This window comes from uncultured Fibrobacter sp. (assembly GCF_900316465.1).
Lineage (GTDB): Bacteria > Fibrobacterota > Fibrobacteria > Fibrobacterales > Fibrobacteraceae > Fibrobacter.
In genome coordinates, this window is record NZ_ONDD01000029.1 from 18,234 (window position 1) to 28,738 (window position 10,505).

Here is a 10,505-nt window from a genome sequence, read left to right on the forward strand (position 1 = left end):
CAATGATTGACGGCTGTATTTTTACACGCTATTTAAATAATAAAACTTAAAAAGCTCTTAAAATTTTCAGCCCTGAGTTTTTTTAAAGAGACTTTTAATTTATATTTAACTTGGGGTTAGATGTGTTTGGTATAGATGGGACTTTTATGGTGCTTTTGTATTTAACAATCCTGACCGTGATTGCTGTGTTCAATTTTTTTGTTCACTACCACGTCAACCCGAGACAAAACGGGCCCTACCCTTTACTTCTGTTCTGTGTTTTTATCGCATGCTTAGGCCACCTAATGCTTGCGCTTTCGTCGAACTTGGACCAGGTGATTCTTTCAAACAAGGTGATTTACCTCGGTTCCATATTCATGCCGCTTTTAACTTTCAACGCATGCCTTTCTATTTGTAAAATCAAGTTCCCGACTTGGAGCCACGACGTTTTGATGATCGTTGTACTGGCCGTATTAACCATGTCCATGACAGTCGGATACAACGGCCTCTATTACAAGTCTATCAAATACATTCAGACAAACGGAGTGGGAAACTTTGTCGCCGAATACGGTATCGGTCACGACATTTTCAATTTCTGCATGGTTGGTTTCGTTATCATCAACGTTACCCTCATCATCTATGCATTCTTCAAAAAGAAAAATGTTTCGTTCAAGAGCTTGATCGCACTATCTTCGATTGAAGCGGTATCCATTCTTTCGTTCTTTATTTCTCGTGTAGTCGAAAGCGATACCATGGTCATGCCTGCCGTTTACGTATTTGACCAGTTCGCCCTTCTGTACATTTGCTTTAGAGTCAAGCGCTACGACGTGGAACAGATTATTTCGCAGGTACTCGAAACCCAAAACGCAGACAGCTACGTTCTCATTTCTTCGAACAACAACTTCCTCGGTTGTAACGCGGTGGCCTACGAAACCTTCCCTACCCTGAAAAATTGCCGTATTGACCACTCCACTCCCGACAATTTCGAACTCAACCATTTGCTGATTGCCTGGAACAAGGAACTGAAACAAGGCAACGTGACTATCGAAAAGAAGTTCGAGTACGACGGCAAACACTACAAGATTTTGCTTAGGCAACTCCCGCTTTCGGGCTCTGAAAAAATCAACATGTTCCGAATCGAAGACGAAACCAGCATGCACAATTACATTAACATGCTGGGCACGAACAACGTGCGCCTTGAATTGATGCTCAAGGAAAACGACACCCAAATTCGTTCAATCCAGGAACAGATGGTCGTGGGCATGGCCCACATGGTTGAAAGCCGCGACAGTAACACCGGTAGCCATATCAAGCGTACAAGCCGCGTGGTGCAAATTCTGGTTGAATACCTGCGCAAGGACCCGACTCTTGGCCATTCCGAATTTTTCTACGACAGTCTGGTTTCGGCTGCTCCGATGCATGATATCGGAAAGATTGCCATTGATGACCGCATTCTGAGAAAGCCCGGCCGTTTTACGCCGCAGGAATACGAAGAAATGAAAGAACACCCCGAGAAGGGTGCCATGATTGTCGAAAACTTGCTGACCTCGGTAGAATCTCCGGACTTCGTGAGAATCGCAAAGAACGTCGCCCGCTACCATCATGAGCGCTTCGATGGTTTCGGCTATCCCAAGAAACTCAAGGGAAACGATATTCCGTTCGAAGCCCGCGTCATGGCAATCGCCGACGTGTATGACGCATTGGTGTCCAAGCGTTGCTACAAGGCAGAGATGTCGTTCAACGAAGCCTACGAAATTATTATCGAAGGCATGGGCACGCAGTTTGACCCGGCTCTAAAGGATTGCTTTATTGCCTGTCGCAAAAAACTTGAAGATTATTATCAAAGCTTGAGCGAAGACGAAGCCTAAATTGCGAAAAAATGCTATCTTTGGGCGCATGACGAAGTTTAGCGAATTCCCCTATGTTGCCGACCGTTTCAATGCGGTCCGCAGGGAAACTGTACAAGTTCGCGTTGGCGACGCACTTATCGGGGGCAATGCCCCCATTTTAGTTCAGTCCATGACCACCACCAAGCCCAAGGATGTGGAGCGTACGGTGGCAGAAACTTTGGCTCTTGCCAAGGTGGGTTGCGGACTCGTCCGTATTACCGCCCCGACATTTGCAGATGCACAGGGCCTTGAAGAAGTCATGAAGCAGGTGCGTGCCGCCGGTTGCAAGGTTCCGGTTTCTGCCGACATCCACTTCCAGCCCAAGGCCGCTTTCGAAGCCCTCAAGTGGGTCGAAAAGGTACGCATCAATCCGGGTAACTTTGTCGATACTGGAATTTTAACGCTTGACCAGCAGACGGACAAGACTTTTGAAGAAGGCAAGGAAAAGGTCGCCGAAGCCTTTACGCCGTTCGTGCAAGAGGCCAAGCGCCTCGGTCGCGCCATCCGCATTGGCGTGAACCACGGTTCGCTTGCCGCCCGTATGATTTACCGCTACGGCGACACGGTGGAAGGCATGGTGGAAAGCGCCATGGAATACTTGGCCGTGTGCGAAGCCGAACATTTTGACCAGGTGGTCCTGAGCCTCAAGAGCAGTAACCCGCGCGTGGCCATTGCCGCCTACCGCATGCTCGCCGCCCGCATCAAGCAAGAAGGCTTTAAGCCGTACCCGTTCCACGTGGGTGTCACGGAAGCGGGCGCGGGTGCCGACGGACGACTGAAGTCGGCCGCGGGCATCGGCGCACTGTTGCTTGATGGTCTTGCCGACACTATCCGCGTATCGCTCACCGAAGATCCGGTGGCCGAAGTCCCGGTGGCACAGGAACTCATCAAGGCATGCGCACTCCCGACTAAGCCGGTGAGCTACGCGGTGCCAGTTCTCGAAAAAGACCCATATCATTACGAACGCCGCGTGACCGATACCGTGAAGGTTTCGGGCGTAGAAATCGGCGGATCTAACCCGGTGAAAGTCGGCGTGAAGGCCGATGCAATTGCTCTCACCGGCGAACGCCGCAATGCTGAATTCGCTTTGCCTAGCCTCGCTGAAAAGCCGGTTGTAGAATTCAAGGACGCCATGGATATCGCGGGCTTTGCCCAGAATCCGGCTGCCGTGCCTGCCGGTTCCGTGTTCTGCTACACGGGAGCCGAGATGGTCGCTGGCGTACGCGCCCTTGCTGCTGCACTTGATGCAGCAGGTCGCAAAGACCCAATTTTGCTTTACGCCAAGATTAACGACAACGAACGTGAAACGCTCCGCGTTTCCGCCGACATCGGAAGCCTCGTGACGGACGGTCTTGGCGATGCCGTCGTAATCGACGGTTACAAGGGCGCTAAGGAAAGCGTTCTTCTCGCCTTCGATATTCTGCAGGCCGCCTACTGCCGCCGCAGCAAGACGAATTTTATCAGCTGCCCGAGCTGCGGCCGCACCCTCTATGACATCCAGCAGGTCATGGGCAAGATCAAGGCTCGCTTCGGACATCTCTCTGACATTTCCATTGGCATCATGGGCTGTATCGTGAACGGCCCGGGCGAAATGGCGGACGCCGACTTCGGCTACGTCGGTGGCGGCCCCGGCCGCATCACCCTGTTCGAAGGCAAGACGGCCGTCAAGAAGAACATCCCCGAAGAAGATGCCATCGAAGAATTGGTGAACCTCATCAAGGAACGCGGTCGCTGGGTTGAACCGTAACGCACCACACAAAAGTTTTAACAATTAACAAAGGACAATACAATGGCAACTATTAAGACGATGAACAATATTTCCAAGAAAGGCTTGAGCCTGTTTGGCTCGTTCTACCAGGTTTCCGATTCTATCGAAAATCCGGATGCCATCTTGGTGCGTTCCGCCCAGGTTGATACCGACAACTTTGACGGCCTGCTGGCTGTCGCCCGCGCCGGCGCTGGCGTGAACAACATCACCATCGACAAGGCTTCTGCAAAGGGCATCTGCGTGTTCAATACTCCGGGTGCAAACGCCAACGCCGTTGCCGAACTCGTGATGACCGTGCTCGGCATGGCCGTCCGAAACGTGGACAAGGCCGCTGCTTGGGTCAAGAACCTCGACACCACCGACCCGGACCTCGCAAAGACCGTCGAAAGCGGCAAGAAGAAGTTTGCTGGTATGGAACTCGCTGGCAAGACCCTCGGCGTGATTGGCCTCGGCAAGATCGGCGTGCTCGTCGCTAACTATGCCCGTTGGAAGAACATGCGCGTCATCGCTTACGAACCGTATCCGAACGCCGCCAACATGCACGAACTTTCCAACAAGGTAGAAATTGCCGACCTCGACACCGTGATTGCGAAGTCTGACTTCCTCACCGTGCACGTTCCGTTCATCAAGGGCGTGACCGAAAACTTGCTCAACCGCAAGAACCTCGCCGGCTTCAAGGGCAGCTACATCATGAACTTCGCCCGCGGCGGTATCGTGGAAATGGCTCCGGTCAACGAAATGCTCGCTTCTGGCTCTCTCCAGGGCTACCTCTGCGACTTCCCGGATGCTGACCTCATCAAGAACGACAAGGTGACTTGCTTCCCGCACCTCGGCGCTTCTACCGAAGAAGCCGAAGAAAACTGCGCCGTGATGGCCGTCGAAGAATTGAAGGACTACATCGAATACGGTTGCGTCCGCAATTCCGTGAACTTCCCCGCCCTCGTTGACCACCCGCATTCCGGCGTCAAGAGCCGCGTCGTGGTCATCAACCAGGACGTTCCGAACATGATTTCTGAAATCACGAAGGTGTTCGGTGCCGAAGGCATCAACATTGCTTCTTTCAGCAACAAGAGCAATGGCAAGATCGGCTACAACCTCGTTGACGTGGAAAGCAAGGTCGATGACTCTATCGTCGAAAAGCTCTCCAAGCTCGACAAGGTCATCAAGGTCCGCGTCATCCATTTCTAAGATTTAGCAGCCTTTTGGGCTGTGCAACTTTAGATAGCAAACACGCCTGGTTATACCAGGCGTTTTTTGCTCACGATTCTAAGATTATTAAGGCTTAGTCCTTATACATCTTTTCAATTTCTTCGGCGTACCGCGCTTCGGCGACGGTGCGCCGAATTTTTAAGGTGGGCGTCAAAAGCCCCGATTCAACGGTGAGTTCATCACCGATCAAAGTCCACTTGCGGATTTGTTCCCAATGGTTCAATTTGCTATTAACACGCTCGACATGGCGGTTTATAGATTCAAAAATTCGCTTGGACTTTAACGCCTTCTCGACGCTAAAATCTTTGCCCGTGCGCTGCAGGAATCGCTTGGCATTCACCGAATTCAAGAAGATCAACGCCGAAGCGAACTTGCGGTCGTTTGCAATCACGAGCGCCTGTTCCACCAGAACATGGCGACCGAGTTCCAGTTCAATCGGATTCGGGCTCACGTACTTGCCCGTACTCGTTTTCAAAAGTTCCTTGAGGCGCCCTGTCAAGTACAAATAGCCGTCGCGGTCAAAGTAGCCTTGGTCGCCCGTTTTAAAGAAACCGTCTTCGGTAAAGATATCCTTGTTCAAGTCGGGCCGATTGCGATAGCCCTTGAACACGCTTTCGCCTTTAACAAGGACCTCGCTGTGTTCGCCAATTTTCACCTGCAAGTGCGAAAGCGGAAGCCCAACGCTCCCTGGCCGCGCCATTCCGAGCTTATTCACGCTCACCACCGGCGAACATTCCGTAAGCCCGTAGCCTTCGGTTACGTTAATGCCCACATTCAAAAGGAACCTGCAAATAGACTTGTTCAAAGCCCCGCCGCCCGAAATCACCGTACGGAAATTACCGCCCAAGGCATCGCGCAACTTGCTATAAACAAGCCTGTCGTAGATTTTAGCGAGAAGGCCTCTCTTTTCGAGCGGATTATGCCTTTTGGCATACGAAATCGCATGTACAAAAAAACGCTTCTGAATCCCGTGCATTTTTTCGCCGGCAACCGTCATGCTTTCAAACAGGCGTTCCAAAATACGCGGCACCACCGTCATGACCGTCGGGTGAATTTCACGAATGATTTCAGCTGTGTGGCGCGGAGAATCCACAAAGTAAACCTTGATTCCGCACAACGTATAAAAATAAATCGTCATGCGTTCAAAGGCATGCGCCACAGGCAGTATGACCAAGGCGCAATCCGACTCGCGATTCAAACGCAAAAAATCCCGCTTGATAACCTGGATTTGCGAAATCATGTTCCGATGCGTGAGTTCAACGCCCTTCGGAACCCCAGTCGAACCGCTGGTATAAAGAATCGAGAACACATCGTCCGGATTCAGCGAATGCATCTGCTGGTTCAGCCAAAACGAAGATTCCGGCTCCCGCGACAGCACTTCGCCTTCTTTCACAAGATCTTCCCAGTAGACTCCATTCGGCGGGAGTTCGGACTTTTTGTCAATACAGATGACCACTTTAAATCGCGGCATCAAGGCGCCAATGGAAGGATCCAAGTCCGAAAGCATGTTCAGCACAAGCACCTGCACCGAGGCGTCATCGCACTGGTAATTGAAATTCTCGGCCGAAATATTCGGGAAAAGGGGCACCACCTTCGCTTGGTTCAACTGCGTGGCCACATCGGCCATGATCCATTCCGGGCAACTTTCGGCCACAATCCCGATACTTTTACCCGCCACAAGTCCGCGGGCCCTAAAGGCAAGGGCCAGATACTGGGTCTCTCGACGGAGGCGTCGTCCCGTAAAATTGATCCATTTCCCGTGTTTACGATGGGACCACCCTGCGAAATTCTCTCTATCGCAGTTTGCAAAAAACAGATGCGCAAGCGATGTGTATTGCAGCGGTTCCATACAAAATACCCTGTCTTTATCGATTAAAATACATTTATTACACGGAATTTTTCTGTTATTTTTATCACAAATCCCCTTTTTTTCTTTATATTTGTGCTATAGGGTTAGTTTATCTGTTTGAATCAAAGGGATGATATGTTCAAAAAGATTCTTGATAAATACAACGGCGTTAAGCTGAACTACCGTATCTGTATTGCCATCGTCATTGGCACTCTCCTCGGAATCCTACTCCCTGGACAAAAATGGATTGGCGAACTGGGCGTCCTGTTTGTAGGCGCCATGAAGGGCATTGCCCCAATTCTCGTGTTCGTATTGATCGTAAACTCGCTTTCTGCAGGCAAGACCTCGCTTGACCGACGATTCGGAAAGGCATTCGCCTATTACATGGTCAGCACCGTATTGGCCTCCGTTGTCGCAGTCAGTGCCAGTTTCTTGTTCCCGCAGAACCTGCAACTAGCACAAGAAGCTACTACCTCCGCCACATTGCCCAAAGGCATCGGCGAAATCCTGAACAACTTGCTCGTCCGTGCGGTTTCGAACCCCTTCGAAGCCATTACCGAGGCAAACTATATCGGTATTCTCGTGTGGGCAATCATTTTCGGTTTTGCCATCAAGATTCACGCCAGCGATTCTACCAAGGAACTCCTGCAAGACGTTACCAAGTCCGTCACGGCCATTGTCCATTGGCTCATTAATTTGGCACCACTCGGTATTATCGGCTTGATTCATTCTTCCATTGCCGCCAACGGTATCGGAATTTTCAAGACCTACGGCATGCTGATTGCCGTCCTTGCCGGCGCCATGGTCTTTACCACCTTCATTATTGCACCGCTGGTCATCAGTTTTGCCATTAAGCAAGACCCCTACCCGCTCGTGATTTACTGTCTCAAAGAAAGCGGCATCACCGCCCTCTTTACTCGAAGCTCGGCAGCCAACATTCCCGTGAACATGGATGTCTGCGAAAAGCTCAAGCTCGACCGTGAATTCTATTCAGTTTCGATTCCGCTGGGGGCGACCATCAACATGAACGGAGCCGCCATCACGATTGCCATTATGACCTTGGCCGCCGCCAATACGCTCGGCATTTCGGTCAGTTTCCCGACAGCCCTGATGCTTTGCATCATCGCCAGTATCGGTGCTTGCGGTGCAAGCGGTATTGCAGGCGGTTCCCTGTTCCTGATTCCTATGGCCTGCTCCTTCCTCGGCATTTCAAACGATGTCGCCATGCAGGTCGTCGCAGTCGGATTTATCATTGGTGCTGTCCAGGATAGCCTTGAAACCGCCCTCAACTCTTCGACCGACGTGATGTACACCGCCGCGGCCGAATACAGCGGATGGGTCGCCGAAGGCAAACACCTCCCCCGCCGTTTCCGCTAATAAGAACTTTGATAGCCGGCCTAAAAAGCCGGCTATTCTAATTTGAAATAACTTTTTTTTATTACAATGAGGGTTAGGGCACCCGCTTTACGTAAAAATATGTTATCTTCTTTTCTAGGAGAAAACGATGGCAGCGTACAAAAGACCTATCCATAGAAGCCTTGTTCTTGGAAGCGCGGTATTTATCGCGTTCATGTGTTTTTTGCTTTCGATTCAAGCTTACCTCACCTATTCAAGGTCGATGTACGAACGTTACGACGACAAGCTTGACGATATTCTGAACTACGCCACAAAGCATGTCGACCTAGACGACCTTTACGAATGCGTCATCAAGGGTGAAAAGAGCGAAAAATACAATCAATTTCAAGCATTGCTCAATGGCATGGTAGACGAATTTGAACTGTTCTACCTTTACTCCGTTTTTGTCCGCGACAAGCTGATGGTCAACATTTGCTCGGCAACTAGCGCCGAAGAACGGGCCAAAGGCGAAGAGGACATGCCCCTGCTCGACACAAGCGCCGCCTACCCGGAAGAAGAACTCAAGAAGTTCTCCATCGCTACCGCCAAAGACGAAATCTCGTATTTTGAAGAAAATTCCGAATGGGGTTACGCCTACACAGCCTGTAAGCCACTCGTTAATTCAACAGGCGTCCACTTCGGTCTTCTATGTGCAGACATTTCTATCAACGAACTCCACAAAACTGTTCATGATTACGTTTTATACAACGTGATTCTGTCCTTATGCCTTGGTCTTTTATTTGGACTTATCTTGATTGTCTGGCTGCGCCATAACGTGACAGGCCCGATTCTCGCTCTCGAAAAGAGCGCCCGTCGATTCGCCGAAAAAAGCCGCAATAAAAAGAAAGACCCCAAGGACCTCGTATTCGACGCCCCCGATATCAATACGCATAACGAAGTCGAATCGCTCTCGATTGCTATTGCCCAGATGTCCAAAGACATGAAGACATACGTCGAAGACATCCTGGAAGCCGAAGAAACCGTAAAGACGGCCCAAGAAGAAGCCGCCACCATGACCATGCTCGCCTACAAGGACGCGCTGACGCATGTGGGTTCTAAGATTGCCTACGACAATTCGGCTCGAACGCTTGAAAAAGACTTGAAGGAAAAACTCGTCACCGAATTTGGCATCGCCATGATTGACTTGAACAATCTGAAGGTGATTAACGACAGCTATGGTCACGCAAACGGCAACCTCTACATCGCAGGCGCCTGCCATATCATCTGTACAATCTTCAGGCATTCTCCGGTGTTCCGCGTAGGCGGCGACGAATTCGTTGTAATTCTCAAGAATAGCGACTACGAACAGCGCAACGAGCTCATTGATTCCGCCAACAAAAAATTCTATGAAACCGAAAACGACATGTCCAGGGAACCCTGGGAACGCTACTCGGTCGCAATCGGCTTGGCAGAATACAATAGCGGCGACACCGTCGATTCCGTGGGCAAACGCGCCGACGAAAACATGTACCAGAACAAGCAGAAGATGAAGAAAGCCAGAACTTAGTCGGTTAACCTAGGTTCTAAAATTCTATCTTTCTTCGCAATGTTTGATGTACTGAATCTGAATTTTTCCTTCTACGACTGGCTGCTGATTTTCATGGTCACGGCGCTCGGCACCTTGAGCGCCTATTTAAAAGACCCGCAACTTAAAGCAGTCACAGCCACCATTCCTATTCCCTGCGGTTTTGCCTACATTGCAGTCGGGCTCCCGATGGGCACGGCGAATGCGATTTCTGGATTCATGTGCTTTCTGTATGTGCATATCGTGCGCATTCTGCATTATAAGGTCAAAGTTCCTATTGTGCCAAGCATTATCGCAGGGCTAGCCTTCTTTGTGGCCCTCGGCACGTTCCTCATGCCGCGCATTCCCGATACCGAAGCCTCGTTTATTGGCGCATGTGCGTTTGACTTTATCGTGGGAATCATCTTTTTCCAGAAACAGAGTTACAAGTCCGGCGTGCGCTACAAGACTCCCCTGCCCGTTTATATCAAGGCCCCCGCCATTGCAGCCGTGGTCAGCGGACTTATGCTGATCAAGCGCCTGATGGGCGGATTCTGCACCAGCTTCCCGATGATGAATTCAATCGTGAGCTATGAAAGTCGCTATTCCTTAGGCGACCAGTGCCGACAACTCCCGCTGTTCTTGATAGCTGGGCCTGTGATGTTTGTAGAAATGCGCTACCTAGAAATCGGCCTCGGGCTCAACCACTGGATTGTACTTTTGTGCGGATACATTCTGTTTGCCACCATTTACTGGCCACTGAATAAAGAACTCAAACGCAGGAATGAACAAGCCGAAAAAAGTTACAGCGAAGTTCCTGCGTCCAAGCAATAATTCAGCTGGAACAGGCCCGTTTTCAGCACTGTTAGGCACTATTTACAATAGTTTTAGCCTAAATTATGTATATTCAAA

Annotated in this window: 7 protein-coding genes; 6 read left to right on the forward strand and 1 reads right to left on the reverse strand. The window is 50.4% G+C overall.

The window, feature by feature from the left end; genetic code table 11:
* Positions 1-146 precede the first annotated feature (146 nt).
* Genes QZN53_RS10765 through QZN53_RS10775 form a run of 3 tightly spaced genes read left to right on the forward strand, consistent with a single transcriptional unit; the run spans position 147 to position 4,824 of the window.
* Positions 147-1,847 carry an HD domain-containing phosphohydrolase gene (locus tag QZN53_RS10765; RefSeq protein ID WP_163438961.1) on the forward strand — a complete coding sequence of 567 codons (1,701 nt, stop codon included), beginning with the start codon at positions 147-149 and terminating at the stop codon, positions 1,845-1,847.
* Positions 1,848-1,875: 28 nt separating this feature from the next.
* Positions 1,876-3,615: a (E)-4-hydroxy-3-methylbut-2-enyl-diphosphate synthase gene (gene ispG, locus QZN53_RS10770; protein WP_163438962.1), complete on the forward strand. Its 1,740-nt coding sequence runs from the start codon at positions 1,876-1,878 to the stop codon at positions 3,613-3,615.
* 42 nt (positions 3,616-3,657) lie between these two features.
* A complete protein-coding gene (locus tag QZN53_RS10775) occupies positions 3,658-4,824 on the forward strand; it encodes a phosphoglycerate dehydrogenase (RefSeq protein WP_163438963.1) in 1,167 nt (388 codons plus the stop codon).
* Between the two features lie 94 nt (positions 4,825-4,918).
* Here the strand turns inward: QZN53_RS10775 and QZN53_RS10780 are convergent, their stop codons facing one another.
* On the reverse strand, positions 4,919-6,694 hold the full coding sequence (locus tag QZN53_RS10780) for a long-chain fatty acid--CoA ligase (protein ID WP_163438964.1): 1,776 nt from the start codon (positions 6,692-6,694) through the stop codon (positions 4,919-4,921).
* Positions 6,695-6,829: 135 nt separating this feature from the next.
* On the opposite strand from QZN53_RS10780, the gene sstT reads away from it, so the two are divergent.
* The 3 genes from sstT to QZN53_RS10795 all read left to right on the forward strand — a co-directional run bounded on the left by sstT (position 6,830) and on the right by QZN53_RS10795 (position 10,427).
* Positions 6,830-8,071: a serine/threonine transporter SstT gene (sstT, locus tag QZN53_RS10785; protein WP_163438965.1), complete on the forward strand. Its 1,242-nt coding sequence runs from the start codon at positions 6,830-6,832 to the stop codon at positions 8,069-8,071.
* A gap of 127 nt (positions 8,072-8,198) precedes the next feature.
* The gene (locus QZN53_RS10790; protein ID WP_163438966.1) at positions 8,199-9,596 is read left to right on the forward strand and encodes a GGDEF domain-containing protein; all 1,398 of its coding nucleotides are present in this window, start codon (positions 8,199-8,201) and stop codon (positions 9,594-9,596) included.
* 39 nt (positions 9,597-9,635) lie between these two features.
* On the forward strand, positions 9,636-10,427 hold the full coding sequence (locus QZN53_RS10795; RefSeq protein ID WP_163438967.1) for a hypothetical protein: 792 nt from the start codon (positions 9,636-9,638) through the stop codon (positions 10,425-10,427).
* Positions 10,428-10,505: the final 78 nt, after the last annotated feature.